The organism is Streptomyces herbicida, from assembly GCF_032656585.1.
In the GTDB taxonomy this organism is placed as follows: Bacteria; Actinomycetota; Actinomycetes; order Streptomycetales; family Streptomycetaceae; genus Streptomyces; species Streptomyces herbicida.
This window is the reverse complement of sequence record NZ_JAUYWJ010000013.1, coordinates 273,615-298,142: the sequence shown is the minus strand read 5'-3', so window position 1 is coordinate 298,142 and position 24,528 is coordinate 273,615. Positions and strand designations below refer to the sequence as shown.

General features: G+C 68.9%; 20 protein-coding genes and 6 pseudogenes. 16 read left to right on the top strand and 10 right to left on the bottom strand.

The genetic code is table 11. The features are described 5' to 3' along the window. Window positions 1–7: 7 nt before the first annotated feature. The 3 genes and pseudogenes from Q8A52_RS27430 to Q8A52_RS27420 all read right to left on the bottom strand — a co-directional run. Window positions 8–601 (bottom strand): annotated as a pseudogene (locus Q8A52_RS27430) (RNA-guided endonuclease InsQ/TnpB family protein); the annotation flags it as partial. A 431-nt stretch (window positions 602–1,032) separates the two neighbouring features. Beyond that, window positions 1,033–1,183, bottom strand: a pseudogene (locus Q8A52_RS27425) (DUF2637 domain-containing protein); the annotation flags it as partial. Window positions 1,184–1,484: 301 nt separating this feature from the next. Further along, complete coding sequence (locus tag Q8A52_RS27420) at window positions 1,485–1,802, bottom strand: ANTAR domain-containing protein (RefSeq protein ID WP_316756197.1); 318 nt, start codon at window positions 1,800–1,802, stop codon at window positions 1,485–1,487. A 415-nt stretch (window positions 1,803–2,217) separates the two neighbouring features. Here Q8A52_RS27420 and Q8A52_RS27415 point away from each other — a divergent pair, with 415 nt between their 5' ends. From Q8A52_RS27415 to Q8A52_RS27390, 6 genes are read left to right on the top strand one after another with little or no spacing between them, the layout of a single operon-like run. Further along, the gene (locus Q8A52_RS27415; protein WP_316756196.1) at window positions 2,218–4,629 is read left to right on the top strand and encodes a glycosyltransferase; all 2,412 of its coding nucleotides are present in this window, start codon (window positions 2,218–2,220) and stop codon (window positions 4,627–4,629) included. After that, complete coding sequence (locus Q8A52_RS27410) at window positions 4,626–6,149, top strand: ArnT family glycosyltransferase (protein WP_316756193.1); 1,524 nt, start codon at window positions 4,626–4,628, stop codon at window positions 6,147–6,149. The genes Q8A52_RS27415 and Q8A52_RS27410 overlap by 4 nt, the downstream gene beginning before the upstream one ends. Then, on the top strand, window positions 6,146–7,402 hold the full coding sequence (locus Q8A52_RS27405) for an alkaline phosphatase family protein (RefSeq protein ID WP_316756191.1): 1,257 nt from the start codon (window positions 6,146–6,148) through the stop codon (window positions 7,400–7,402). The genes Q8A52_RS27410 and Q8A52_RS27405 overlap by 4 nt, the downstream gene beginning before the upstream one ends. Further along, complete coding sequence (locus Q8A52_RS27400; protein ID WP_316756189.1) at window positions 7,387–8,385, top strand: hypothetical protein; 999 nt, start codon at window positions 7,387–7,389, stop codon at window positions 8,383–8,385. Before Q8A52_RS27405 ends, Q8A52_RS27400 begins: the two co-directional genes overlap by 16 nt. Continuing rightward, window positions 8,382–9,479 (top strand): endo-1,3-alpha-glucanase family glycosylhydrolase, encoded by a 1,098-nt coding sequence (locus Q8A52_RS27395; protein WP_316756187.1) that lies wholly within the window; start codon window positions 8,382–8,384, stop codon window positions 9,477–9,479. The genes Q8A52_RS27400 and Q8A52_RS27395 overlap by 4 nt, the downstream gene beginning before the upstream one ends. Then, window positions 9,476–10,954 carry a metallophosphoesterase family protein gene (locus Q8A52_RS27390; RefSeq protein WP_316756186.1) on the top strand — a complete coding sequence of 493 codons (1,479 nt, stop codon included), beginning with the start codon at window positions 9,476–9,478 and terminating at the stop codon, window positions 10,952–10,954. The genes Q8A52_RS27395 and Q8A52_RS27390 overlap by 4 nt, the downstream gene beginning before the upstream one ends. On the opposite strand, the gene Q8A52_RS27385 is transcribed toward Q8A52_RS27390, so the two are convergent. After that, window positions 10,944–11,117 (bottom strand): hypothetical protein, encoded by a 174-nt coding sequence (locus Q8A52_RS27385; RefSeq protein ID WP_316756185.1) that lies wholly within the window; start codon window positions 11,115–11,117, stop codon window positions 10,944–10,946. The genes Q8A52_RS27390 and Q8A52_RS27385 overlap by 11 nt on opposite strands. Before the next feature lie 156 nt (window positions 11,118–11,273). On the opposite strand from Q8A52_RS27385, the pseudogene Q8A52_RS27380 reads away from it, so the two are divergent. After that, window positions 11,274–11,579: pseudogene (locus Q8A52_RS27380) on the top strand (transposase); the annotation flags it as partial. 125 nt (window positions 11,580–11,704) lie between these two features. Here the strand turns inward: Q8A52_RS27380 and Q8A52_RS27375 are convergent. Continuing rightward, on the bottom strand, window positions 11,705–12,085 hold the full coding sequence (locus Q8A52_RS27375) for a hypothetical protein (RefSeq protein ID WP_316756184.1): 381 nt from the start codon (window positions 12,083–12,085) through the stop codon (window positions 11,705–11,707). Between the two features lie 88 nt (window positions 12,086–12,173). Between Q8A52_RS27375 and Q8A52_RS27370 the strand changes: the two genes are divergently transcribed. Further along, a protein-coding gene (locus Q8A52_RS27370) for an IS5 family transposase (RefSeq protein ID WP_408649255.1) occupies window positions 12,174–12,990 on the top strand; the annotation gives its coding sequence in 2 pieces (ribosomal slippage) (window positions 12,174–12,517 and window positions 12,516–12,990; 819 coding nt in all). Window positions 12,991–12,998: 8 nt separating this feature from the next. Here the strand turns inward: Q8A52_RS27370 and Q8A52_RS27365 are convergent. Beyond that, entirely contained in the window at window positions 12,999–15,059 is a 2,061-nt protein-coding gene (locus Q8A52_RS27365; RefSeq protein ID WP_316756181.1) for a SpoIIE family protein phosphatase, read from the bottom strand. A gap of 51 nt (window positions 15,060–15,110) precedes the next feature. Beyond that, window positions 15,111–15,335: pseudogene (locus tag Q8A52_RS27360) on the bottom strand (ATP-binding protein); the annotation flags it as partial. A gap of 248 nt (window positions 15,336–15,583) precedes the next feature. Between Q8A52_RS27360 and Q8A52_RS27355 the strand changes: the two are divergent. Next, window positions 15,584–15,988, top strand: a complete 405-nt coding sequence (locus Q8A52_RS27355) for a PaaI family thioesterase (protein WP_316756180.1) — start codon at window positions 15,584–15,586, stop codon at window positions 15,986–15,988. After that, window positions 15,981–16,658 carry a TetR/AcrR family transcriptional regulator gene (locus Q8A52_RS27350; RefSeq protein ID WP_316756179.1) on the top strand — a complete coding sequence of 226 codons (678 nt, stop codon included), beginning with the start codon at window positions 15,981–15,983 and terminating at the stop codon, window positions 16,656–16,658. Before Q8A52_RS27355 ends, Q8A52_RS27350 begins: the two co-directional genes overlap by 8 nt. Before the next feature lie 160 nt (window positions 16,659–16,818). Here Q8A52_RS27350 and Q8A52_RS49125 read toward each other — a convergent pair. Next, window positions 16,819–16,875: pseudogene (locus tag Q8A52_RS49125) on the bottom strand (hypothetical protein); the annotation flags it as partial. 927 nt (window positions 16,876–17,802) lie between these two features. Here Q8A52_RS49125 and ctaD point away from each other — a divergent pair. Both ctaD and Q8A52_RS27335 read left to right on the top strand, forming a co-directional pair. Further along, window positions 17,803–19,533, top strand: a complete 1,731-nt coding sequence (ctaD, locus tag Q8A52_RS27340) for an aa3-type cytochrome oxidase subunit I (protein WP_316756177.1) — start codon at window positions 17,803–17,805, stop codon at window positions 19,531–19,533. Beyond that, window positions 19,530–19,907: a hypothetical protein gene (locus Q8A52_RS27335; protein ID WP_316756176.1), complete on the top strand. Its 378-nt coding sequence runs from the start codon at window positions 19,530–19,532 to the stop codon at window positions 19,905–19,907. Before ctaD ends, Q8A52_RS27335 begins: the two co-directional genes overlap by 4 nt. A 102-nt stretch (window positions 19,908–20,009) precedes the next feature. Here Q8A52_RS27335 and Q8A52_RS27330 read toward each other — a convergent pair whose 3' ends face one another. Next, on the bottom strand, window positions 20,010–20,909 hold the full coding sequence (locus Q8A52_RS27330; protein WP_316756175.1) for an aldo/keto reductase: 900 nt from the start codon (window positions 20,907–20,909) through the stop codon (window positions 20,010–20,012). Between the two features lie 245 nt (window positions 20,910–21,154). Between Q8A52_RS27330 and Q8A52_RS27325 the strand changes: the two genes are divergently transcribed. Both Q8A52_RS27325 and Q8A52_RS27320 read left to right on the top strand, forming a co-directional pair. Next, a complete protein-coding gene (locus Q8A52_RS27325; protein WP_316756174.1) occupies window positions 21,155–21,376 on the top strand; it encodes a hypothetical protein in 222 nt (73 codons plus the stop codon). 79 nt (window positions 21,377–21,455) lie between these two features. Then, window positions 21,456–22,232 carry a polysaccharide deacetylase family protein gene (locus Q8A52_RS27320; protein ID WP_316756172.1) on the top strand — a complete coding sequence of 259 codons (777 nt, stop codon included), beginning with the start codon at window positions 21,456–21,458 and terminating at the stop codon, window positions 22,230–22,232. Between the two features lie 250 nt (window positions 22,233–22,482). Here Q8A52_RS27320 and Q8A52_RS27315 read toward each other — a convergent pair whose 3' ends face one another. Beyond that, on the bottom strand, window positions 22,483–22,854 hold the full coding sequence (locus Q8A52_RS27315) for a DUF6292 family protein (RefSeq protein ID WP_316756169.1): 372 nt from the start codon (window positions 22,852–22,854) through the stop codon (window positions 22,483–22,485). Between the two features lie 311 nt (window positions 22,855–23,165). On the opposite strand from Q8A52_RS27315, the gene Q8A52_RS27310 reads away from it, so the two are divergent. After that, window positions 23,166–23,945, top strand: coding sequence for a hypothetical protein (locus Q8A52_RS27310; RefSeq protein WP_316756167.1), 780 nt, complete (start codon window positions 23,166–23,168; stop codon window positions 23,943–23,945). Window positions 23,946–24,088: 143 nt separating this feature from the next. Then, window positions 24,089–24,229: pseudogene (locus Q8A52_RS27305) on the top strand (universal stress protein); the annotation flags it as partial. Window positions 24,230–24,528 lie beyond the last annotated feature (299 nt).

The following is a 24,528-nucleotide window of genomic DNA, read 5'->3' as shown; positions in this document are numbered from 1 at the left end:
ATGGTGCCCTGCCGGTTTCGGGCAGCGGCTCAACGATTGCGGTAGCGACGAAGGAGGCGTACCAGTGCCCGAGCGTGTCTTGGTACACGCGCACGCTGGACGGGTGCCCGGGCAGCTCCCGCGACCACACCACCGTCACGACGACGTTCCCCGCCAGGTACAGACGGCCATCCTTCAGCCGGAAGCCGCGCCGGGTGTAATTCAAGGACGGCCGGGCATCCCGCTTGCGCTTCCAGCACGGCATGCCCGCCCGGCGGAGCATCGGAAGCCGGTCCATGATGTCCTTCAGCGCCTTCGCCCGCGATTTGGCGAAGTCGCGTATCACCTGCTGCTGCGGCACGGACGCCCCTGCCGCGAGCCAGGGCGTCACCCTGCGGGCCTCGGTCAGCATCTTGTCGAGCTGAGCCGGACCACAGGTCAGCTTCTCCCCCGTGGACTTGGCTCGCTGGTGCGTCTGCTTGGACTTCGCGACGCACTCATTCCAGATCCACCGGCACCGGTCCCACTCGGCTTCGAGCTGACGCCGGGCCGTGGACGACAGACGCACACGGAAGGTGTACCGGGCATGCTCGGCCCCGTCCGTGATCGCTTCCGTCGTCATGCACCCGAACCTACCCGGAAGGACTGACAGTTGAGAGCTCTTGATCCTTCCGGGCTCCCTCACCCGGCGTGGAGTGGACGCCGGATCGCCTGACGGCGATCCGGCTACCTTTGCCCTGCTCCGCAGGAGTCCGATTCCTCCCCGGCCCTAACGCCGGGGCATCCTCGCAGGAAGCCGGTGACGCGGCCACTGTCGCCCGCATTGCCGCAGGCGAGCGTGGACATCTGCGCCAACGCGGTGGATCGACCGCTATGCCGCCACGGGGCACCGTGTGTTCGCCCCGGGCTGGCCAGGGGTGGGAGACGACGGCGAGAAGCTCCGGCGAGACCCGTCCTCGATCGCGCGGGTGTCGGGCTGGGCGAGATCGTCGAACACTCGGGTACGGAGCCTGGCGTCCCACTCAGGGTGTCCACTCCAAGGGATCAGCCTCAGCCCGCGTCGATGCCGACCGGGAAGACATAGGAGAAGTCCCCGAAGCCCCTCTTGATCGCCAGCGCCCGGACCGCCGCGCAGGAACCCGGCGAAGCCGATACCGGCGATGATCAAGGCGCCGGCGCTGGCTGACGGCCAGCAGCCGGTCACCGACCTCGACCACCTCGTCCGTGGTCGCTGTGCCGGACAGGAAGAGCTGTTCGGCTCTGGGATCGAGTCCCAGGCCCGTGAGGGTCCGGCCGTCCACGTTCGCCGCAAGCCCGGGCAAGCGCCGTGTTTCGCCGTTGGCCAGGAGCAAAGATCATGTAACGCGGACGGGATCACGTGCCGTTCACCTGCATATCCACCTGAGGGAGAGCCGGCCGCGGCGCACCTGCGGCCGGCACAGACGCGCCACCACTGGTGATGGAACGGCTAGATACAGGGGTCGGATTCCGCCACCTCCCGGTTGTCAAGTGAGCGGATGCGCCCCTGCGTCGTCCGCGAAGTCCGCGGCGATCGCGCGCACCTTGCGCTGCTCTTTGCGGGCGAGGGTGACGAGCAGTTGGAAGGCGGTGGCCTCGTCGCAGCCGCGGCGGGCCATGAGCATGCCCTTGGCGCGCTCGATCACGGAGCGGGCCTCCACGGCCTCTTTGAGCTGGCGGTTCTCGACTCTGAGCGCTTCCACGTCATCGATCAGGGCGAGAACCGCGCGCATCGCATCCATGAGGGTTGCGATGTGGTCCCGGGCCGCCGTGGGAGCGGCGCTGTTCGGTCCGTCGGAAGACATGAGGGCCATGCTTGTCGCGGAATCACAGGTTCAGCAGAGCGTCTGTGAAGAATGCGGAGACTTTCACCTCTACGTAATCAAGGCGTATATCTGCCTACGTTTGACCGGGACGGATGGTGCAGGCCTACACAGATGTGACGCAAGCGAGCGAAGCACGTAAACATCAGGCTAACTGGCAGCTTGTTCGAGGCGAATCCCGGGCGAACTGCGCGAGCCCGCTGCTAGCCTCTGGCATCCGCTCCTGACCGTGGAGCCGGTACGTCCTTCCGTACCTCTGGCACGTCCCGCACCTCCCCGCGCCGCGTCGAGACCGTACGTCCGCGAGGGTCACCGCTCGCTCCTCCGCCCGTGTCCTCGGGCGGTCTCGGTGTCCGTCGCGCCGCTGAGCCGACGGCACGCGTTCTGGGGGGACTCCATGACGCACATGATCCATTCCCGTACGGCTGCCCAGGAGGGCACGCCTACGGCTGGCAGGGAACTCGGCGGGGGTGACGGCGACGGCGCCGCGCCCCGGCTGACCGTCCTCGTGCCGACCCGCGACGAGCAGGAGAGTATCCCGCTGCTGCTGAACCGGCTCGGCCCCGCGGTCGCCGCGCTCGGGGCCGAGATTCTGTTCGTGGACGACAGCGACGACGGCACGGTCGACGAGATCGCCGCCGTCGCCCCGGCATCTCCCGTGCCGGTCCGGCTCCTGCACCGGCCGCAGGGCCTGCGCGGCGGCGGGCTGTCCGGTGCCGTCGTGGCGGGGACCCGGGCCGCGCGCGGCGCCTGGGTGCTGGTCATGGACGCCGATCTCCAGCATCCGCCGCAGGCGGCCGCCCTGCTGGCCAGGACCGCGATGCGGGAGGGCGTCGACATCGCCGTCGGCACCCGGTACGCCGGCACCGGTCAGTCCGAGGGGCTCTCGGGCGCCGGCCGACAGGCCACCTCGTCGTCCGCAACCCGCCTGGTCAAGGCCGCCTTTCCGCGCCGCCTAGCCACCGTCAGCGATCCGCTCAGCGGGTTGTTCGCCTTCCGCCGGGACGCGATCGACACGGACCGGCTACGGCCCGTCGGCTTCAAGATCCTCCTGGAGATCCTGGTACGGCATCCGGCGGCCCGCGTCGCCGAGGTCGCCTACACCTTCGGCCCCCGGGAGGCGGGCCGGTCCAAGGCCTCGGTCAGGGAAGGCCTCGCCTTCGTACGGCATGTCGCGCGGCTGCGTCGGGGGGTGGCCGGCGGGCAGCGGCAGCTGATCCGCATGACCGCCTTCGGGCTCGTAGGAGCGTCCGGGATCGCCGTCAACACGACCGCGCTATGGCTGTTCTTCAATGTGCTCGGGGTGCACCACCTGGTCGGGGCGGCACTGGCGACCCAGTTCTCCACCACCTGGAACTTCGTGCTCACCGATGCCGCCGTCTACCGGAACGGTCAGCGCAAGGGCACCTGGTACGGGCGCGCCGGCCGCTTCTTCGCCATGAACAACCTGCTGCTCGTCGCCCGGCTGCCCCTGCTGCAGTGGCTGGTGATCGCCGGCATGGGCGTGCTCACCGCCAACGCGCTCACCCTCGTGCTGCTCTTCCTCCTGCGCTTCCTCATCAGCGACCGCATGATCTACAGCGGCGGCGAGAAGCAGGTCCAGCGGCGCGATCCCGTGAAGATGCTGGTCGACACGGACTCTCCGGTGCCGCCCGTGAGCAAGAAGCGGTCCGTGTACCTGCCGTATCGCTACGACGTCGCCGGCACCGTCACCATCGGCTCCCAGATCCGACTGCCCGAGCTGGAGTTCTTCCGCGCGCAGTGGATTCCGGACGCGGACGTGGACATCGCTGTACGGGTCGGGGACGTCGGGAGGCGCAGGCCGCGGGGGCGGGCCAAGCTGACCGAGGACCGCAGCGCGTCGGCAGCGCTGCGCTACGAGGAGCATCTGGGCCGCTTCGGCGCCAACTTCCGGGTCCGGCTGGGCCCGCCGATCACCGTCGAGGTCGGCCCGCTGCTCGCCCGCTCGCCGCATGTGGTGTACACGAACGTGGTCGAGGCGCTGCTGCGGTTCGTGCTGATCTCGCGCGGGCGGATGCTGCTGCACTCCGCCTGCATCGAACTGGACGGACGGGGCGTGATGTTGTCGGCGCTCACGGACACCGGCAAGACGGCGACCGTGCTGCGGCTGCTGCGCGAGCACGGCGGGCGGTTCCTGTCGGACGACATGACCGTCGTCGACGCGACCGGGCTGGCCGTGTGCTTCCCGAAGCCGCTCACCATCAGTGCGCACACGCTGCGTGCCGTGCAGGCCGAGGACCTCACGAGGAAGGAGTGGAGGCGGCTCAACATCCAGTCGAGGCTGCACAGCAAGGGCGGCCGGTCGATCGCGCTCATGCTGTCCCGATTCAACCTGCCCATCATGGGCATCAACGCGCTCACGCAGATCCTGGTGCCGCCGCCGAAGTACAACGTCGACCGGCTCGTGCCGTGCCGGCTCGGGTCAAGCACCGAGGTGAGGGACCTGTTCGTGATCGAGCGCGGGGCGCCGGATCTGTACGACCTCGATGCCGACGTGGCCCTGGAACGGATGCTGGTCAATACCGAGGACGCGTACGGTTTCCCGCCGTACCGCCATCTCGCGCCCGCCCTGTACATCGACGGTCTCGACCACGTCCAACTGCGCGCCCGTGAGCGGGAGATACTCGCCGGATTCCTCTCCGGGGTCCGTACGCGGGTGATCGCGTCGGACCGCTTCGGGTGGGCCGACGAGATCCCGCGGCTGCTGGCGGGCGAGGGCCAACGGCCGCCGGTGAGCAGCGCCGAGGCTTGGCCCCGGTGGGGCCTGCAGCCCAGCTCGGCCGCATGACCGACCGCTCCGTGCTCCCCTCGGGAGCATCCCGTACCGCCCCGGCGCCGGCCCCCTCCGGCGCCGGGGTACGGGCCGTGGTGCCACTGGTCCTGATCCTTCTCGTCGCGGCGTTCCTGCGACTGTGGCAGCTGACCGCGACCGGGTTCAACAGCGACGAGGCGGTGTACACGGGTACGGCGGCCTCGCTCGCCGGGGACGGCCGACTGGGGTCGCTCTTCCCGGTGTTCAGGGCTCACCCGGTGCTGTTCCAGTCGCTGGTCTCGCTCGCGCTGCGCATCCACGAGAGCGACTGGGCGGCGCGTGTGGTGCCGGCGCTGCTCGGGGTGGTGACGGTGGCACTGACGTACGGGCTGGGGCGCAGGCTGTACGGGCGGCGGGCCGCGCTCGTCGGCGCGCTGCTGCTGGCCGTGATGCCGTACCACGTCGTCGTCAGCCGACAGGTGCTCCTCGACGGACCGATGACGCTGTGCGCGACCGGGGCGCTGTACTGCGTCGTGCGGTACGCGGAATCCCCTGCCCCGCGCTGGCTGTGGGCGGCCGGTGGCATGCTCGGGTTCACGGTCCTGGCCAAGGAGACGTCGATCGTCCTCCTGGGATCGCTCTACGCGTTCTTCGCGCTGACCCCGGCCGTGCGCACCCGCTGGTGGCACCTGCTGCCCGCGCTCGGGGTGGTCGGGGTGGTGGCCCTCGCGCATCCACTGTCGCAGTTGCTTGCCGGGCATGCGCGAACGGGTGGCAGCTATCTGCTGTGGCAGATGTTCCGCCGCGCCAACCATCCTTATTACTTCTACGGCCGTGAAGTTCCGTGGGCCGTCGGCCCGTTGGTGGTCGTGGCGGCCGTCGCGGGGCTGGTGTGGCTGCGGCGCGAGAACACCTGGCGGGAGCGGCTGCTGGTGTGCTGGGTGGTCGTGCCCGCGCTGTTCTTCACGGTGTGGCCGGTGAAGGGCTTCCAGTATCTGCTGCCCGCGGCACCGGTGTTCGCGGTGCTGGCCGGACGGACGCTCACCTCGTTCCCGCGCGTGGTGCGGGCGCAGCGCCTCGCGGCTGCCGCGGCGATCTGGCTGGTGGTGGGCTCGTTGGCCCTTCCGTCCTGGGTGCGCATCCAACCCCAGACAAGCACCCGGTTCCTGGCCGGGACCGGCGGACTGCCGGGCGGGCGGGAGGCCGGGCAATGGGTGCGGACGTACGCGCCGGAGGGTGCGCGGCTGCTGGCCATCGGGCCGTCGATGGCCAACGTGGTGCAGTACTACGGTCTGCGTCCGGTCTCCGCGCTGTCCGTCTCGCCCGATCCGGCCCGCCGCAACCCCAGCTACCGCGCGGTCCCGAATCCGGACCGGGCGCTGCGGGACGGCGACTTCCAGTACCTGGTGTGGGACGCGTACACAGCCCGCCGTACGCAGTTCTTCACCGGCAAATTGGCGGAACTGGTGAAGCATTACCACGGGCATGCCGTGTTCACGGCGCGCAATGCGAGCGGGGTGAAGGTGGTCGTGATCTACCGAGTGAGGCCGTCATGAGGGTTGTGCTCGTCGCGTTGCTCCTCCTGCTGGCGGGCGCCGGACCGGCTACGGCGTCAACTCCACGTACCCGTACGCCCATTGAGCACCTTGTCTATCTCATGCAGGGCGACCGCACCTTCGACCACTACTTCGGCACCTATCCGGGTGTCGACGGTCTGACGCAGGGGGACCGACAGGAGGTCGATCCTGCGCACCCGGCCGCCGGCGCCGTCGCACCGTACCCGCTGCACGGCTCGGGACCGGTCTCCCCCGGTGCCGGACCCCGCCTGGTGCAGCGGCAGTTCGACGGCGGGCGGATGGACTCCTTCGTCTTTGCCTTCGAGCGGCAAGGCCGGGACGGGCGGGTGGCGATGGGCTACTACGACCGCCGCGACCTGCCCTTCTACTGGAACGCGGCGGACCGCTACGAACTCTTCGACCACTTCTTCGCCTCCTCCCTGGACGGCACCCGCACCAACCGCGCCCATTGGGTGGCGGGCACCTCGGACCTGAAAGGCCCCACGATCTTCGACCGGCTCCAACAGGCCGGTGTCAGCTGGAAGTTCTATGTCCAGAACTACGACCCGAAGCAGACCTACCGCTCGTCCGACGCCCTCACGACCCAGACCGTACGCGTCCCGCTCCTCGACATCCCGCGCTTCGCAGACGGCCCGAAGCTCAACTCGCACATCGCCGACCTCGGCGAGTACTACCGGGACCTGGAGCGCGGGACGCTGCCGGCGGTGGCGTACATCGCGTCGTCGGGCGCGGGCGAGCGGTCGGCACGCTCGGTACCAGCCGGACAGCGCTTGGCGCGAGAGCTGACCTCTCAGCTGATGGTCAGTCACTACTGGTCCTCGTGCGCCCTGTTGTGGTCATACGATGGTTCCGGCGGCTGGTACGACCATGTGAAGCCGCCGTCCGGCCGGGGGCTGCGCGTGCCCGCAGTGCTGGTCAGTCCGTACGCACCGCAAGGCGGCGTGCAGCACGGGCAGTTCGAGGCGGCCAGTGCGCTGCGATTCGTGGTCGAGAACTGGGGGCTGCGGCCGCTCGGCGGGCGTACGACCGGGGCACACAGTCTTGCCGACGCCTTCGACTTCGGGGCGCCCCCACGACAGGCGGAACTCATTCCCGCCGATGCCCGAGCGGCGGCCCTTCCTGTGGCGCGGCGCCCGTCGCCCGCGCCCGTGTACACGGTGTACGGCGTGGCGTCGGCGGTGGTGGCCGGGTTGATGTGGGGGGCGGTGTGGCCGAAATGGCGTACATCGTGAGGCTGTTGGTGTTCTCCGGGGTCGTCCTGGCGGGCCTGGCTCCGACGCGGGCCGCCGCGGCGACGCCCGTCACCGTCACCGTGCGGACCACACCCCAACTCGCCGGTGTCCGCTTCCTGTTCGACGGACAGACGGCCACAACCGGCGCGGACGGCACGGCGCAGTTCACCGGCGCGCACGATTTCGCCGGACACACCCTGTCCGTCGACGACGCCGGACTGACCTCACCACAGAGACAGTTCACCTTTGCACGGTGGGCCGGGCAGCGCGACCCCGACCAGGCGTTCAGGCGTACGGTCGAGGGGCTGCCGCTCCGGGCGGACTACACGGTGACGGCGGCTTTCACCGCGCGGTACCGGGTGACCGTGCGCTGTGTGGACCAGGAAGGGAGGGCGGTACCCCGGGACCGGGTGCCGTATCTGAGCGTGCGCAGCGATACCGGGGACACCCAGCGGCTGCCCGTGGGCCGACCGGTGTGGCTGGACGGGCTGTTGCCCGTGTACCGCAAGAGCGTGCTGACCTCGCGGACGGTCGGCTATGCCCTTCAGTCGGCGGACGCCTACGGGGCGAACACGGTGGACGCGGGGCGCCAGCGTTTTCGGCCTGCATTGGATCGTGAGGTCGCCTTCGTCACGCCGTTCCACGATCTGACGGTCTCGGCGCGCGATGCGGTGTTCGGATCGGCGGCGGGGCGGACCGCACGGATCAGGCTGCCGGACGGGTCGGTACGTGAGGTGCCGTTCGGCGCGGACCGGTCGGCGACACTGCGGGACCTGCCCCACGGGCAGTATGAGGTCGAAGTGACGGGCAGTCAGGGACTGCGCGCGACCCGGCAGATCCGGCTGTCGCAGACACAGAGTGTGCAGGTACGGGTCGTCAGCCGCGCCGATCTCGCCGTGGTGGTAGGGGTGTTGGCCCTGTTGACCGCCGGACTGCTGGTGATCGGGCGAAGACTGCGCAGACAGCGGGGTGGTGAAGGGTGAGGAGAGCCGGACTGCTGGCCGGGTTGGCGCTGGTGCTGGCCGGGTTGTTCCCGGCCTCCGCCACCTCGATGGAGGGGCGGCGAGTGCCGCTGCTCGCCTACTACTACCAATGGTTCGAGGAGTCCTCGTGGCAGCGGGCGAAGACCGACTACCCGCGCCTGGGCCGCTATTCGAGCGACGACGCCTCCGTGATCCGTACGCACATCGACTGGGCACGGTCCGCGGGGATCGATGGCTTCGTGGTGAGCTGGAAATCCGGTGCCGCCAACAACCGCCGTCTGCAGCTGCTGTTGGACGTGGCACAGGAACGGAACTTCAAGGTGGCGGTCATCTATCAGGGACTCGACTTCCACCGGCGACCGTTGGAGACCGCCCGGGTCGCGGCCGACTTCCGTCTCCTGCACGACCGTTACGCCTACCACCCGGCGTTCTTCCGGCTCGGCGGCAAACCGCTCACCGTGTTCAGCGGCACCTGGGAGTATTCGGCCGCGGACGTCGCGCGGATCACCGGACCTGTGCGCAAGCAGATGCTGGTGCTCGACACGGAGAAAAACCCGACGGGGATCCGCAGGCTGGCCCAAGTCACCGACGGGGACGCCTACTACTGGTCGTCGGTGAATCCGGACACCAACGACCGTCATGAGACCAAGCTCCGAGACATGGCCGACACTGTGCACCGGGCGAAGGGTTACTGGATGGCACCGTTCGCGCCGGGCTTCGACGCCCGACTGGTGGGCGGCACGAAGGCCGTCCCCCGCCACGGTGGCCGGACACTCCGCACCGAGTACGCGGCCGCCATGGCCTCGCGCCCGGATGTGCTCGGACTGATCAGCTGGAACGAGTTCAGCGAGAACTCACATGTGGAACCCTCGGTGGAGCACGGCACACAGGCACTCGACGCCCTGCGCCGGCTGCGGAACGTCCCCGCCTCGGCCGCCCCCTCGGTACATCCCTCGCGAGCCGCCCGCCATGACCCCCTCGACTACTGGCCGGGCCTGCTGCGCCTCGCCGGCAGCGCGCTGCTGCTGGTGGGCGCGGTCACCGGCCTGACCCGGTTGCGGGGGATCAGAAGGAGAAGGGAAGGAAGAACATGACCAGAAGAGGCACGCCCAAGAAGCTCAAGAACCTACGCAGCGCCGTATCGGCCCTCGCCCTTGGGGCAGGTACGGCGCTGTCGTTCGCGCCCGCTGCCCACGCCGATCTCCCGGGCGCAGACACTCAGTTGACGCGTGCGCCGTATCTCTCGGACGCCACGACGACATCGGTCCAGGTGAGCTGGGCGACCACCACACAGAGCCGCGGGTCGGTGCGCTACGGTCCGATCGGCAACTGCGCCGCCACTACAGCGACTTCGGCGACCCTGGGCAGCCCCATCACCGTCGGCACCACCCGCGAGTACGCCAACTCGGTGGCACTGACGGGCCTGAGCGCGAATACCGGCTACTGCTACCGCGTGTACACCGCCTCCGGCACCGACCTGCTCACCACCCTGGCGACACCGAGCTTCACCACCCCCGACTCGGCGACCTCCACCGCCCCCTTCACCTTCGACGTGCTCGGCGACACCGGCGAGACCACGAACGCCGGGGTCGACGACGGTTCCCTGAACGTGAACCAAGCGAACGTGATGAGCCAGATCGCGTCCAGCGGGGCTCGCTTCGTCGTCCAGACCGGCGACAACACCCATCCAGGCACCTCGCAGACGCAGTACGGCGACCTCAACCAGACGGGCGCGCAGGTGAGTTCGTGGTTCGGGCCGTCGTACTGGACGCAGCCCGGCATGCGCATCCCGCTCATCGGCACGGTCGGCAACCACAGCATGACGGCCACCTATCTGTCGGTGTGGAAGCAGTCGGCGCTGGCGGCCGCGTCGGGCGGGGTGTGGGGCATGGTCGACTACCCGTCGTATCTGAACTCGAGCGCGACCAGCTATCCGACGTCGTACTACGCCTTCACCACGGGCGGCGCTCGCTTCTACATGTTGGACGCGGCCTGGGGGAACTCCAACACCGGTGACGCCACGGGCGGTTCGTGCGGGTCGCACTGTGCGATCTACGAGCAGGACGCACACGCCCACTGGCGGGACGGGGTGGCCGAGTATGAGTGGCTGAAGGCCGATCTGGCCGCCCATCCGAGCGGGCCGAAGTTCGCGTTCTTCCACTTCCCGCTGCGCTCCGACAGCGCGAGCGAGCCCAGCGACGCCTTCCTCTCGAATGTCGAGCAGACCCTGCTCCGCGGCGGTGTGGACCTCGTCTTCAACGGCCACTCGCACCTCTACCAGCGCAACAGCGCCGGCCCCGGCCGGATCGTCTCGTATGTCACCGGGGGCGGCGGCGCCGATGTGCACTCCGTGGGTGAGAACGGCTGCTCGGCCACCGACGCCTACGGAATCGGCTGGTCCTACAGCCGCAATCGTGGCTCGGCCTGCGGGGCCGGCACGGTGCCGACCGACGACGCGCAGGTTTACCACTTCCTGAAGGTGACCGTGCAGGGGACCTCGGTGACGGTCGCGCCGACCGACTCGCTGGGGCATACCTTCGACGTGCAGACCTACACGGTCACACCGTGAGCACCAGCGCCTGCAGGGCCCGTACGAGTGATGCAGCCGTCTCCTCGTCCAGCGAGGCGAGGAAACGGCGCTCCGCCTCTCGGCGCGCCTTCTCGGTCCCGGCCCTTGGGGTCAGTTCGACGATGTTCTTGCGCGGAGGCGTCGAGCACAGAGCGGATAGCATGGAGTTGGGCCTGGCTGCCGGTGCGTGCGCTGAGCAACCCGGAGTACAGGTCAGTGGGCGGTTCGTGAGTATATGAGCCATTCTGGTGTCGCCTGATGGTGTGGACAGAGGCGGAACGTGCCGGTCCGATGCCGGTGGCCTGCTGGGATCGGTGGGGTGAGTGAACGCAAGCCGTACCAGAGCGACTTGACGGACGAGCAATGGGCGTTGATCGAGCCGGTGCTCACGGCCTGGAAGAACCGGCACCGTTCCGTCAGCGGCCACCAGGGCCGCTACTCGATGCGGGAGATCGTGAACTCGATCCTCTATCAGTCCCGGACCGGCTGTCAGTGGGCTCTCCTGCCCAACGACCTGCCGCCGAAGAGCGCGACGTACTACTACTTCGCCGCCTGGCGGGACGACGGCACCGACCAGCAGATCCATGAACTCCTGCGCTGCCAGGTGCGGGAGAGGAACCGGCGATGAGAGGACCCGACCCTGGTGATCCTGGGCACCCAGAGTGGCCAGTTGAGACGATCTCTAAGACGGTGTCTCACGTGGCGATCTTGTCCGTTGCAGGGCCGTGGGCGCTCAGGGTGGGGACAGCCTCAGGCTGGCCAGCTGAGCCGACCGTCCACAATGGCCGGGAGAGACGCGGGCATCTCGTCGGTTACCCAGGCGAACTCCAGGGCTGCGAGCGTGGCGCCCCGGTCCGTCCACACGAGGATCTCGCCGACGTAGGCGCCGGACGGGTCATGGACTTGCCCGTCTACAGGTACGAGCGCTTCCGGCAGGGCTGCATGCTCGCAAGGTTCGTGGACCTGCAGGTCGACGCTCACGGAGTCGGGCCCCCAGACGGCGATCACCTCGGTGCGGTCCAGCTGACTCCGCAGTTGCGACGCGCCGACGAACTCCGCCGACAGGATGTGCTCAAGCACTGCGCGCTCGTCGGCGTTCAGCGGGCGCGGGTCGATGGGAAGAGTGGCCATGCACCCATCCTGAGGTCGCGGGGGCACCCGGCCCAACGCCTGCATAGGCCGCCGCCAGGGGCTACCCGGCAGCGGCATCATGATCGTCATGGGTGGGGATCTGTCGCAGCGGCCCGTGCCGGATGATCTATGGGCGATGGTCGAGCCGGTACTGCCGTCCTTCCGCTCGCGCCCGCAGGGCGGTGATACCGCGCCGATCGACCAACGTGCCGTGTTCCCGGCCGTCGTGTACGTGCTGACCAGCTGGTGCGCGTGGCGGTATCTGCCACCGACGTTCGGAGTGTCGCCGGCGACGGCTCACCGGAGGTTCTCCGTCTGGACCGCATCCGGTGTGTGGCGTCGGCTGCACCGCGTGGTTCTGGACGAAATCGAAGCCCGTGGCGGACTCGACTGGAGCTCCGTGATCGTCGATGCCGCCTCGGTGCGCGCGAAAAGGGGGTCCGTTGACGGGGCCGAATCCGGTCGACCGAGGCAAAGCGGGCAGCAAGCTGCATGTTCTGGCCGAGGCGCAGGGGCTGCCCGTGGCCGTCGGGGCGTCCGCCGCGAAAGTTGACGACGTCCAAGCGCTTCGCCCGCTCATCCTCGGGATCCCAGCTGTCCGCTCACGCCGCGGCCCCCGTCGGCGACACCCCAACAAGGTCCGGGCCGACAAGGCGTACCACTCCGCCGACAACCTGGCGTGGCTACGCGAACGCAATATCACTCCACGGATCGCCCGTCCAGGCGTGGAGTCCTCCGAACGCCTCGGAAGGCATCGATGGAAGATCGAGAGGTCGATCTCCTGGCTCTTCGGATACCGCCGTCTGACCGTCCGCTATGAACGCAAGGGCGGTCACTTCCTCGCCTTTCTCGGGCTCGCCGCAGTCATGACCTGCTACAAGAAGCTCTCCAAGATCGCCACGTGAGACACCGTCTAAGGACGGGGCCAGCGTCGGGCTCGGGCGATGAGTACGGCGACGTCGTCGTGGTCGTCCGGATCGCGCAGGACGTCCAGGAGCCGGTCGCAGGTTTCCTCCGAGGACCGGTCGGGTCTGTGGAGCAGTTGGAGCAGGAGTTCCAGGCGCTCGTCGATGGCGTGGTGGCGGGTCTCGACCAAACCATCGGTGTAGAGGACCAGTTGGTCGCCGGGGGCTAGGCCGAAGGCGGTGACTTCGAAGGCGACACCGCCGACCCCGAGGGGTGCGCCGGTGGGGAGATCGAGCAGTTCGGGGGGCTCGCCCGCGCGCATCAGCACGGGGGGCAGGTGTCCGGCGACAGCGATGTGGCACAGGGCGCGGTGCGGGTCGTAGACGGCGTAGGCGCAGGTGGCGTACTGCTCCAGGTCTGCGGTGATCTTGTCGAGGTGGTGCAGCACCTCGGTCGGTGGGAGGTCAAGGTTAGCCAGGGTGGAGGTGGCGGTGCGCAGGCGTCCCATGGTGGTGGCGGCGCTTATGCCGCTGCCCATCACGTCGCCCACGACCAGCGCGGTCTTGTCTTCCACGAGGGGGAGGACATCGAACCAGTCGCCTCCGACTTCGATGGTCGTTCCGGCGGGCCGATATCGGGAGGCGACCTCCAGGCCCGCCTGGTGCGGTGGGAGGTCCGGCAGGAGGCTTCGCTGGAGGGTCACAGCGGTGTTGCGTGCGCGTTGGTACAGACGGGCATTGTCGATGCACACCGCGGCTCGATCGGCCAGCTCACCGGCCAGGGTGAGGTCGTCGTTGTCGAAGGGCACCGAGTTGCGGGCGCGGGTGAGGCCCAGGGTGCCGAGCACCTCGCCGCGGGCGATCAGGGGTGTCAGGAGATAGCTGTGGATTCCGGCACGGGCCAGGATGGCGGCGGCCTCGGCGTCACGGGCGATGCGGGCCAGGTCCCGCTCGCCGACGTGGGGTACCAGGAGGGCGCGGCCGGTCCGCACGCATTGAGTGGCCAGGCGCTGCGCGCCGTAGCTGGCGAGGTGGCCGGGAGGGTCGGCGGCACGGACGGCCTCAGTCGGGTACGCGGCCTTCACTGCGAGGGCACGAAAGAGTGCCCGGCCGGCGCCGGGACCCGTCGGGGGGCGGTCGGCCAGGACAGAGTCCAGCACGTCCACCGCCGCCACGTCGGCGAGCTCGGGGACGGCGACGTCGGCCAGTTCGCGAGCGGTCTGTCCCACATCCAAGGTGGTGCCGATACGGGCGGAGCCGTCGGCGATCAGTGCCAAGCGCTGCCGGGCACGGTGGCGATCGGTGACATCCACCAACAGGACGGCTACCCCGAGTACCCGCCCGCCGGGACCGTCGAGCCGGTAGTAGGAGACCGACCATGCGTGATCGTTGTCGGGGTCGGCGGGAGTGCGTCCCACGCTGTGCTGATCGATCAGGGGCTCTCCGGACATAAGGACTTGCAGCAGCGCGGCCTCGATCGCATCGACGTCCAGGAAAGGCAGGGCCTCGCGGACTGGTCGCCCAAGGTGGTCTTCGGCTCGGACGCCGTTGATCTGCGCCAGCGCCGGGTTGACGGCCACGTACCGCAAGTCGGTGTCCAGGACGGCCACCCCGATCGGGGACTGCGAGACCAGCCGCGTGGACAGGGCCACGTCCCGTTCCACCTGGCGCAGGAATGCCTCGTCGGTGGCGATGCCCAGGGCATAGAAGGCACCGCATTCGTCCAGCAGCCGCATGTTGCGGAACTCCACCAGCCGAGTACTGCCGTCTTTGTGCCGGACAGGAAAGGCGCCTGCCCCTCCCCGGCCCGTCCGCATCACCTGGGTGAACAGCCTGATCATCAGGTCCAGGTGCTGCTCATCGACCAGCAGCCGCGCCGCGTCCTGGCCCAGCGCCTCCTGCGAGGTGTAGCCGGACAGTTCCTCGGCCTGCGGGCTCCACAGCACGATCCGCCCCTCGGCATCCAGCAGCACCGCCGCGACACTGAGCAGATCCAGCAGCCCACTGCGCTGCGGCGGCCCAGGGCCCGGCTGGTCGCCTTCGGCACCGAAGAGGTCGGCTGTCCTCATCCCAGGCACTCCCTCCGCCGGCCAGCGCGACATGCGGCCCCGACGCCCGGTTCACGCTGGCTTCAGGCTGCAGCCTGTGTCCGATTCCATGGTCCCCCCTATCCGGGTAGCCGCCAGGTCGCGGGAGACAGCTCGACACGTTCGGAAGGGCCACGGCAAGCCCGGCAACATCGGAGCCAGCCGGTAGCTGGGGCCGTTGATGCTGATGACACCGCAGTGGTGCAGGAGGCGGTCGAGGATGGCCGTGGCAGGGACCTCGTCGCTGAAGATCTGACCCATTCATCTGGGGCAGCTTCGTTTTCATCTGGGGCAGCTTCGTTCCGGGTGACGAAACGGCCGGGCTGTCCGCGTAGCTCCTTGAAGTTGTCTCATCCGAGTGATAGCTCGGCGTCTCTCAGCACGCCTCCGATCGGCACCGGAAGGCTGCACAGCCCTGCAACCTCGCGCCACAGGCGTGGACGCGAACCGTGACGTCCACATAACATGTCACCGTTAACTTAACGGCGACAACCTGAGGGGCCGCGATGACCATCACCGCGCAAGACGTCTACACCTTGGCGCCGTTCGCCAGGACGCTCGGGATACGCTTCGCATCCCTCAAGGCCGACGCTGTCACCGCGCAACTCGCCTACACGCCCGAGCAGTCCACCGTCGGCGCCGCGATGCACGGCGGGGCACTGATGGGGCTGGCCGATGTAGCCGGCGCCGTGTGCGCCACGCTGAACGGGACCGCCGACACCGTCCCCGCGACCATGGAATCCACCACCCACTTCCTGCGGCCCGTACACGGCACCGGCGCCTTCGCGACCTCCCGCCCGCTGCACGTCGGCAAGTCAACGGTCGCCGTGGAAATCGACATCAGGGATGACAAAGACCGGCTCTGCGTCCGCGTCACTCAACTCGTCGCCCTCCGGAGGCGCCATGACTAAGGGACCCGGCCAGACCACGGCCGACGGCCGCGCCAGCACAACCGAAGGCCGTCGGCGCAGTCGCGCCAAGCGAGGCCACGGCGGCCGACTGAGGGACGAGCTCATCGAAGCAGCCGGCACGCTGCTCGACGACGCCGGCGAGGACGGCGTGACCATCCGTGCGGTGGCACAGGCTGTCGGGGTCAGCACCCCCTCGGTATATCTGCACTTCGACAACCGACTGGAACTGCTGCACACCGTGTGCCTCGGGGTCTGGGACGAGCTCGGCCGACGGATGCTGAGCATCAGCGCCCAGACCACCGACCCGTTCGCCGAACTCCACCAGCGCAGTGTCGCCTACATCAGGTTCGGGCTCGACCATCCCCTGCGCTACCGCCTGGTCGCGACCGGACCCGCGACAGCCGCCACTGAGCAGGTCGCCGACGCCTGCTTCCGATTCCTGCGGGAAACGGTGCAGCGATGCGCCGACGCCGGCGTGCTCCACGGCGATGCGACGGCGCTGACCCGAGCCATCTGCGCGTGCCTGCACGGTGCCGTCTCGCTGCTGATCCTCCAGCCGACCTCGAAATGGCCCGACGACATCCCCCAGTACGCCGACGATGCCGCCACCATCGCCTGCCAGGGCGCCGCCGCCCTCTCACGCGCGCACCATGGCCGCTACGAAACGTGAACTGTCTGCCCTGGGCAACGCTCCGCTTCGCCTCGCTGGCGTTTTCATCGGCCGACGGTTGGCGCAGCGGTCGGCGGCCGGCCTGCGCGGGGCGGAAAAAGGGCTGGTCCACCATGCCCTTGCGGTAGTGCTGGCGCAGTTCGCCGCGCTGGCCGAAGAAGATCCGCCGGGCCAGGCGGTGGCGGGCCTCGGCGATATTGAGCTGCTTGCCGATCATGCGCCAGTTTTGAAGTGGCCCAGACAGCGAGCTGATGTCTCATGAGACATATCAAAGTCTGGAGAAGGACGGCTACCGGGCACAGCTCCCCGGTATGCGAGTGGGCGGGTACTCCTGCGCTCACGGCGCGGCTCCGACATGACCGCCACGTTCCCAGAGATCGCGTCGGCTGCCGTACAGCTGCCGTCGGACACGGGGCTCGACGGCGAGCTGGTCGTGTGGCAAGAGGGCCCGTCTGGCCTTCGAGCGGCTGCAACAGCGCCTCGGGCGGCGCGGGGCAGCCGCCACTCAGCTGGCCGGCCAGTGGCCGGCACACTTCGTCGCCTTCGACCTGCTGCACCACGGCAGCACCGACCTGACGAGAACAGAGCCGACATGCCGTGATCCCGACACCCGACCCGCACCCACTGACCCGGCCACGCCCGGCCACGCACCCGTTACGGATCCCGCCTGTCACACCCCGGCTCGCTGTGCGTTACTGGGACTCGCCCGTGCCTTCGGGACCGCAGTCAGTCCCGGGCACCGCCCGACATCGCCGGGCGGTCACGTCCCGGCGCGCAGCACAGTGGCTTGGGCTGCGGCAAGCTCGTCGTCGACGTCATGGCAGGAGCAGTGGGCCCGCAGCACGGGCAAGCGCAGGCAGCGCCCTTGTCAGACGGTGCTTCGCCCGCTGCCCGGCCAGTTGCGGTGCTGCAGCGAGCGCGCAGCGACGCATCCGAACGGCCCCGTCACCCGCCGCGCAGCAGGCCGGCCGCAGACCTGGGGTACGTCCGAGCGCGCCCATGCTGCTCCGTTCGTGCGCACCTGTCATCCGGTTGGCCCTGCGTCGACCGCTGCGGGCTTCGGCCCTGAACCCCGGCACGGCGAGGATGCCGGTAACCGGCGTCAGGCATGAGCGGACCGCGAGCATCGGGAGACACACGGCTTGTGAGCATTCTCAACGAACCCCACGGCGGCGCGGTAGCTGAAGGCTCGTACGCGAACGAGATCCCGCTGCGGCCCCGGCAGCCCGGCAATGTCGTGGTGAAGTGGCTGACGACCACCGACCACAAGACGATCGGCACGCTGTATCTGACAACGTCGTTCGCATTCTTCCTCATCGGCGGCGTGATGGCGCTGCTCATGCGTGCCGAGCTGGCCCGCCCGGGCATCCAGTTCCTCTCCAGTGAGCAGTACAACCAGGCGTTCACGATGCACGGCACCGTGATGCTGCTGATGTTCGCGACCCCCCTGTTCGCCGGCTTCACGAACTGGATCATGCCGCTGCAGATCGGCGCGCCCGACGTCGCGTTCCCGCGGCTGAACATGTTCGCCTACTGGCTCTACCTGTTCGGCTCCTCCATCGCCGTCGGTGGTTTCCTCACCCCGGACGGCGCGGCCGACTTCGGCTGGTTCGCGTACACGCCGCTGTCCGACGCGGTCCGCTCACCCGGCATCGGCTCCGACATGTGGATCATGGGTCTGGCCTTCTCCGGCTTCGGCACCATCCTCGGCGCGGTCAACTTCATCACCACGATCATCTGCATGCGCGCGCCGGGCATGACCATGTTCCGCATGCCGATCTTCACCTGGAACGTGCTGCTCACCGCTGTCCTGGTGCTGCTCGCCTTCCCGGTCCTCGCGGCCGCACTGTTCGCCCTGGAGGCGGATCGCAAGTTCGGTGCCCACGTCTACGATGCGGCCAACGGCGGCCCGATCCTGTGGCAGCACCTTTTCTGGTTTTTCGGCCACCCCGAGGTGTACATCATCGCCCTGCCGTTCTTCGGCATCGTCACCGAGGTCATCCCGGTCTTCTCCCGCAAGCCGATCTTCGGCTACTTGGGTCTGGTGGCTGCGACCATCGCGATCGCCGGGCTGTCCGTGACGGTGTGGGCCCACCACATGTTCGTCACCGGTGCCGTGCTGTTGCCGTTCTTCTCCTTCATGACCTTCCTGATCGCGGTGCCGACCGGTGTGAAGTTCTTCAACTGGATCGGCACCATGTGGAAGGGCTCGGTGTCCTTCGAGACCCCGATGCTGTGGGCCACCGGCTTCCTCGTCACATTCCTGTTCGGTGGCCTGACCGGTGTCATCCTGGCGTCGCCGCCGATGGACTTCCACGTCTCCGACTCGTACTTCGTGGTGGCCCACTTCCACTACGTGGTCTTCGGGACGGTCGTGTTCGCGATGTTCTCCGGCTTCCACTTCTGGTGGCCCAAGTTCACCGGCAAGATGCTGGACGAGCGTCTGGGCAAGATGTGTTTCTGGACCCTGTTCACCGGCTTCCACGGAACCTTCCTGGTGCAGCACTGGCTGGGCGCCGAAGGCATGCCGCGTCGCTATGCGGACTACCTCGCGCCCGACGGCTTCACCACGCTGAACACGATCTCGACGATCAGTTCGTTCCTGCTCGGCCTGTCGGTCCTGCCGTTCCTCTACAACGTGTGGAAGACGGCCAAGTACGGCAAGCCGGTCGGCGTCGACGACCCGTGGGGCTACGGCCGTTCCCTGGAGTGGGCCACCTCCTGCCCGCCGCCGCGCCACAACTTCCTCACCCTGCCGCGGATCCGCAGCGAATCGCCGGCGTTCGACCTGCATCACCCCGAGGTAGCTGAGCTCGAATACGCGGCGAACATCGGCAAGCGTGACGCGATCGAGCCGGAAGGCGGCCACCGGTGACGTCGACGAGCCGCCCTGGCGGCCCACGGGGCGGTCGGACCCGCTCGATCGCCAACGACGTCGAGGGCTACCTCCTCGTGCACGCCGAACGAGAGCAAGCCCGGCGTGAGGCCGAAGCCCTGTGCGCCCGCCTGCCCTGGCTCACCACCGGACAGGCCGAAGACCTCACCCTCCACTACATCGAGCAACGCCTTGGCCTGACCCGCCAGGCCCTCCAGGCGACTGCCGACCGGGCCGGGCGTCTGCGCGGCGAATACGAGACCCGCTACCGCTCCCTGCGCCGGACTCTGCTGCAGCGGCACGCCGCAACCGCGTGCGTCCTGCTCGCCTGTACCGCTGCGCTGAACGCACTGGTATGGCTGCTGGCCCGCTGACGAGCCCTGCCCCGATGCGCGCCTGCAGCACCCCGGCTGGACCTCCCACCAGGTGACGAAACGCTTTCTGCCTGTGCGGCCGGGCTCCGGACACCGGCGCGCTCAGGCGTCGGCCTCGCTCGGCTGGTCGAGGAGGGCCAGCTCCTCCTCGGTCAGGCGAAGGGCGCCGGCGGCGATGTTTTCGGCGAGGTGGGCCGGGTTGGTGGTGCCGGGTATGGCCAGGACGTGGGGTCCCCGGTGGAGGGTCCAGGCGAGCCGTATCTGGGCGAGCGTCGCATCGTGGGCGCGGGCGACCGTGCGGACTCGAGCGTCCTGCTCCTGGGCAGGGGCCGCCTCGCGCCGCAGACCGGAGATGGCGAAGAACGGGACGAAGCCGATGCTCTGCTCCCGGCACAGGTCCACCAGCCCGCTCTCGTCGGCGCGGCGCCAGTCCAGGCCGTAGGAGTTCTGCACGCAGACCACGGGCGCGATCGCCCGGGCCTCGGCGACGTGCTGCGGCCGGACGTTGGAGAGCCCGAGGTGCCGGACCAGTCCCGCCGCGCGCAGCTCGGCGAGGGCGCCGAAGTGCTCGGCGATCGAATCCATGCCGTCGCTGCGCAGGTTCACCACGTCCAGGTGATCCCGGCCGAGCTGGCGCAGATTCTCCTCGACCTGGCCGCGCAGCTGGTCGGGGCGGGCCATGGAGAGCCACTCGCCGGAAGGATCGCGCCCCGGGCCGACCTTGGTCGCCACGACCACGTCGTCGCGCCAGGACGCGAGGGCCCGGTTGATGAGCTCGTTCGCGGAGCGCGTCGGCGAGAAGTAGAAGGCCGCCGTGTCGATGTGGTTGACACCCTGCTCGAACGCCCTGTGCAGCAGCCGGACGGCGCCATCGCGGTCGATCGGAGTGCCGTCGGAGTTCCCCATCATGCCGTTGCCGGTCAGCCGCATCGCGCCGTAGCCGACGCGGTTCACCTCCAGGTCCCCGAGCTTCCAGGTCCCTGCCGCCGCCGCTGCGTTCACCGTGCTCCTTCACCTGTTGGTTCGTCAGGTTCTGGAGTATGGGGCGGCTGCGGGGTACTGCGACAGGCCAACAGGCCGGGTGAAACGCCACATCCGTTTCGGGAACGAACCGGCACCGCACCGCCGTTGAACCTGTCGAGAGCGTTCGATCAGGACGTCGTAGACACGCGAACAGCAGCAAAGCGATCAGGCTGCCTGTTCAAGGGAGTTCACGGGGCGGAAGAGGGGGGCGGAGGGTGGCCGCGGTGCTGACGGGGGTGATTCAGCGGCGGGTCGTGCTGGCGGACCGGGTCGAGCAGCTGCGCAAGGAACTCGCGGAGGCGGAAGCCGAGGTGGCCCGCCTGGCGGCGGCCGCAGCAGCGGGCCGTTGCCCGGCGCGAGGCACACCAGCGCCACCGTCGGCGGCCGAGCACGTCGGAGAAGCGCTGGAGCGGATCGCAGCCGAGGTGGCGCCGCAGCTCACGTGAAACGCGCTGCACACACGTGTCCTGCGTCACTATCGGGGCCGCTGGGCAACCCTTCCGGCGCTGAAATCTTCTCCTTGGGATGAAGATCCTGAAGAGGCGGCCTCGCCTACTCATACTCCTGACCCTGGCCGTGGTGGCGGTCGTGACGGTGACCGTCGTCATGGTCATCCAGGCGAACAAGATGGAAACGCTCTCCCCAGGCGAGGAACGTGACCGGGCCGCGTCTGGAGCAGTCGTACCGTCGGGACAGGTGGACTGCCGGAAGGTCAAGTGCATCGCTCTCACCTTCGACGGCAACCCGGGCGAACCCACCGACCGACTGATGGACCTCCTGAAGGAGTACAAGGCACCGTCGACGTTCTTCCTTGAGGGCCGGCGCATCCACAAGTTCCCGGATGTGGTGCGGCGGATCGCCAAAGAGGGCCACGAGATTGGGGACCACACCTGGACGCACGCGGTGCTGACCGATGTCTCTGATGCGCAGATCCGCGACGAGCTGCGCCGCACGGCACGGGCCATCTCCAGCATCACCGGCAGCGAGCCGACGCTGATGCGCCCGCCCCAGGGCCGCACCGACGACCGCGTCTCCAAGGTCTCGAAAGAAATGGGGATGGCGCAGGTGCTGTGGACGGTGACCGCGAAGGACTACGAGACCAACGACACCGCGCTGATCACCAAGCGCGTGCTCGCGGGCGCCGGCCGCGACGGGATCATCCTTCTCCACCCGCTGCACAAGGGCACCGTGCCGGCCATGCCTTCCATCCTGAAGGCGCTCAGCAAGCAGGGCTACACCTTCGTGACCGTCTCCCAGCTGCTCGCTCCGGCCAAGGCCGAGCCCGGCAAGATCTACAAGTGACTGACTGACGCGCGAAGCGTCCGCCTCCTTGGGTCCCTCGCCACCACGGGAGCGCCGGCCACTTCAGGATGAAACGATCACTGGCTTCCAAGTCGATGTCCCTGCACACTGCTAGGCGGCCACGTCCACGCTCCCTCTTCGGATGCGCGGCCGGCAGACATGGACACCAGGTCCAACGCTGCCTCCTCCCATCCCGTCCTCATTGCGTCGTACGCGCGGTACGGGGCAGGACTTCTTGTTGGTCCTGGGTTCAGCCGTGCAGGGTGCCTCCGGCCCGGTGAACACTCTTGGGGTGCTTCAAGCCGCGCCTGGCGTCGGTGAGTGCGGCCAGCAGCTGGGCGGGTTCGGGCTGCTGGTGCTCGCTGAGGTAGCGAATGCCTTCGCCCTGCGGCGGGGTACCGGACTCCTTGCCGATCGGGTGGCGCCGGCTGACGGCGGTGCGCCAGCCGTAGCGTTCGTCCCACACGAGGGCAGGCGTGCCGGATCCGCTCAGCGCCACGGCCGCAGCGAGGACGTCGCCGTCGGCTTCCTCGGGGGTCAGGTCCGGTTCGGTCTCCAGCAGGTCGGCGATCCGCTCCCCGCGCAGCCGGGGAAGGGCACGCGCGGCCGCGGCGTAGGACATGGCCGAGGTGCTCCTGGACCCTTGCGAGGGTCACCGCCGGGTCCTCGTCGAGCAGGTCGCCCACCCGGGCGGAGATCTCGTCGCGCGGCACCATGTCCCCGCTGCCCTGGGGCGGCCCTTGGGTCCGGCGTCGGCGCCAGCTTTCTTGCCGGTACGGAAGGCCTGCACGATGCCGCGCGGGCAGTGCTCCACGCCCTTGACCTTGGTCAGGTGAGGGGCGATCTGGGGGTGTGTCTTGTAGACGTCCCAGGTCTTGGGGCTGACGCCCAGCCTGGCAGGGGGTGCCCCATCCCCGGAGTTTCGCCACCGGGGTGGCGCTGTCTGCGCTGATCGGTTCCGCGAGCGTGACCTATTCGGCGATGTACGTCCCGTACGTGGCGCCGCCCAAGGTGCCGTTCATGGTGTCCTTCGGGAAACCGGTGCTGAATCCGGACAGGAAGCGGTTGTATGTGCCAACCCACTTCACGTTCCGCAATGAGGGGTCGGTGAGCGTCTTCGTGATGGGGACGCTGTGGTCGGCGCAACTGTGGCCGTCCGTGTTCCGTGCGCAGGGGACGGAACGCAAGGAGTGGCGGCAGGCGCTGGGCAACGGCCAGGACACCTACCGGCAGGAGGAGTTCAACGCCGATCCCCGCCTGCTGGCGGCGGGGCAGATCTCCAACGCGGGCGCCCTGCTCGTCCCGGGTGACGACTTCTCCAAGGATGCCGTCGTCGAGGTGCCGCTGGAAGCCGGGCAGGGGCGAGTGGAGCTGTCCGCGTGGCTTTCGTTCATCCGAGCCGACCGCTGCAAGCTCGCCAACAGCGACGAGGGATCGATCGAGCGTTCGTGGAATGCAGATTCGCCGAGGCAGGAGCACGTGCGCGATGCTCCTGCGTGGCTGACCGAGAAAGGCAACGACTACGTCCGTTACCAGTCGAGGATCTATCGGAGCAGTGAGGTGATGCGGATGACGCAGGCGCCGGACTGGGCCTCGATGTGGTGGGTAATCCCAAAGGGGAATGACGAAATCCCGTTCATGCAGGTTCACATTTCCCGCATCCCAACGGGCGGGAACAGCTCAGTGACGACGAGCAGGAACCGTACGGGATGAAGACCTTGTATCACTTCGTCGAGCAGCCGGTGTCCGTGCTGCGGCGGGCCGCCGGGGCTTGACCGCCCCCGTCCGCCGAGGCTCCGGGGCAGCACTGCCAGAAGAGGGCCGCCCGCCGCGGCGGCGCGCTTGGCTGGTGTCTTCGGCCTGGGCCCCGCAGCCTGGGCCCGGCCAGCCGCTTCATCGTCGACCACGCCCCCGCCGTCCTGCTGGTCTGGCCGGAGGCCGCACCCGGCAGGGAGGCCATCCCGGCACTGCCACGGCACCCGCCCCATCAGCGGTAGCACTCCACCGCGCGCAACCGTCACCGGCTCGGGCCCACGCACGGCGCAGGGCGCCGCTCTCACCACGCGACCGTCGCCAGATGTGGGCGTAGTGTCCGTGTATGGGCGACGATCTGTGCGGCTGGGGTGGGGCTGCGCCGCAGGAGCCGATGGGGCATGACCGCCGGTACAGCGGGTCGGCGCATCGGCAGGCGGCCTGGCGTGCACGTCGCAGGCGGCAGCAGGCGGCGCGAGGGGCGCTGGTGACGGCCGGTGCGGAGCTCCGTCTCCAGGGGCAAGCCGTCACTGTGCGGGCAGTC

What these genes read in the sequence shown, in the direction of transcription:
- Q8A52_RS27420 (WP_316756197.1), bottom strand. Translation starts at nt 1,802, where the DNA reads ATGTCTTCCGACGGACCGAACAGCGCCGCTCCCACGGCGGCCCGGGAC.
- Q8A52_RS27415 (WP_316756196.1), top strand. Translation starts at nt 2,218, where the DNA reads ATGACGCACATGATCCATTCCCGTACGGCTGCCCAGGAGGGCACGCCT.
- Q8A52_RS27410 (WP_316756193.1), top strand. Translation starts at nt 4,626, where the DNA reads ATGACCGACCGCTCCGTGCTCCCCTCGGGAGCATCCCGTACCGCCCCG.
- Q8A52_RS27405 (WP_316756191.1), top strand. Translation starts at nt 6,146, where the DNA reads ATGAGGGTTGTGCTCGTCGCGTTGCTCCTCCTGCTGGCGGGCGCCGGA.
- Q8A52_RS27400 (WP_316756189.1), top strand. Translation starts at nt 7,387, where the DNA reads ATGGCGTACATCGTGAGGCTGTTGGTGTTCTCCGGGGTCGTCCTGGCG.
- Q8A52_RS27390 (WP_316756186.1), top strand. Translation starts at nt 9,476, where the DNA reads ATGACCAGAAGAGGCACGCCCAAGAAGCTCAAGAACCTACGCAGCGCC.
- Q8A52_RS27385 (WP_316756185.1), bottom strand. Translation starts at nt 11,117, where the DNA reads ATGCTATCCGCTCTGTGCTCGACGCCTCCGCGCAAGAACATCGTCGAA.
- Q8A52_RS27375 (WP_316756184.1), bottom strand. Translation starts at nt 12,085, where the DNA reads ATGGCCACTCTTCCCATCGACCCGCGCCCGCTGAACGCCGACGAGCGC.
- Q8A52_RS27365 (WP_316756181.1), bottom strand. Translation starts at nt 15,059, where the DNA reads ATGAGGACAGCCGACCTCTTCGGTGCCGAAGGCGACCAGCCGGGCCCT.
- Q8A52_RS27355 (WP_316756180.1), top strand. Translation starts at nt 15,584, where the DNA reads ATGACCATCACCGCGCAAGACGTCTACACCTTGGCGCCGTTCGCCAGG.
- Q8A52_RS27350 (WP_316756179.1), top strand. Translation starts at nt 15,981, where the DNA reads ATGACTAAGGGACCCGGCCAGACCACGGCCGACGGCCGCGCCAGCACA.
- Q8A52_RS27320 (WP_316756172.1), top strand. Translation starts at nt 21,456, where the DNA reads ATGAAGATCCTGAAGAGGCGGCCTCGCCTACTCATACTCCTGACCCTG.
- Q8A52_RS27315 (WP_316756169.1), bottom strand. Translation starts at nt 22,854, where the DNA reads ATGTCCTACGCCGCGGCCGCGCGTGCCCTTCCCCGGCTGCGCGGGGAG.